Below are 742 nucleotides of genomic sequence, written 5' to 3'. Positions count from 1 at the left end.
ATCCCAATGATGTACCAGGCTTCGGCTGGAAATACCGAGGGCTGTTTTTAACTTGGAGTAGTCGTCCATCAAGCTACTTAAATTTTATCAGTACGCCTGTAATTAAAAGCCAAACAGCAGTAGTCACTAGCATCAATGACTTGATCTTCAGTAGCCGTTTAAGATGAGGGGGAAAGTTTTCAAGGTCGACAGGATCCAACTCACCGATGCGGATTGATGCCTTTGGCATCATTATCATCCCGGAAATTTTTGCTATCTCCAGCACGGACCAAATCAAACCCCGCTTCCCCAGGCTTGGGCCCCAAACATAAATGTAACGACTGTTCTTCAAGGCCTCTTTAATGGCGTCCAGATGACAGCGACTTAGGTACAAACTGAATGCGAGGCCCGCAGCTGCAAGCAGGCTCCAGCCACCAGTAACAATGATCGCAATCCAGGGAGACCACGTGTCGATACTGGTCATGGTTTTGTAGCTTCGTAAATTCTCTCACCCAAGAGCTCGCCAGCTATACCGCCGACAGTCGTACCCGCCCATGCGCCAGTCCCTACTAAGGCCGCGACGCAGACAACACCCCCGATAGCTGTAGAGACACCAAGAGCCAGGCAGATCGGCATGCCAGCTAATTTGCCTATTTCCCCCCCAACAGCGCCACCAAAGGTGGACAAGCCAAACTTCCCTCCCTCGGTAAACCTGACCTTCTCGCAAGCCGCCCCCGAATCGCCAATACATACCTCCTGGATC

General features: G+C 51.3%; 1 protein-coding gene. It reads right to left on the bottom strand.

Annotated elements, in window-relative coordinates:
• Positions 1-73: 73 nt before the first annotated feature.
• Complete coding sequence (locus H7995_RS28155; protein ID WP_166593177.1) at positions 74-463, bottom strand: hypothetical protein; 390 nt, start codon at positions 461-463, stop codon at positions 74-76.
• Positions 464-742: the final 279 nt, after the last annotated feature.

Origin of the sequence: Pseudomonas kielensis (assembly GCF_014236655.1) — a bacterium.
In the GTDB taxonomy this organism is placed as follows: Bacteria; Pseudomonadota; Gammaproteobacteria; order Pseudomonadales; family Pseudomonadaceae; genus Aquipseudomonas; species Aquipseudomonas kielensis.
Note: the sequence above shows the minus strand (reverse complement) of the source record. Positions and strands in the feature narration are given on the sequence as shown.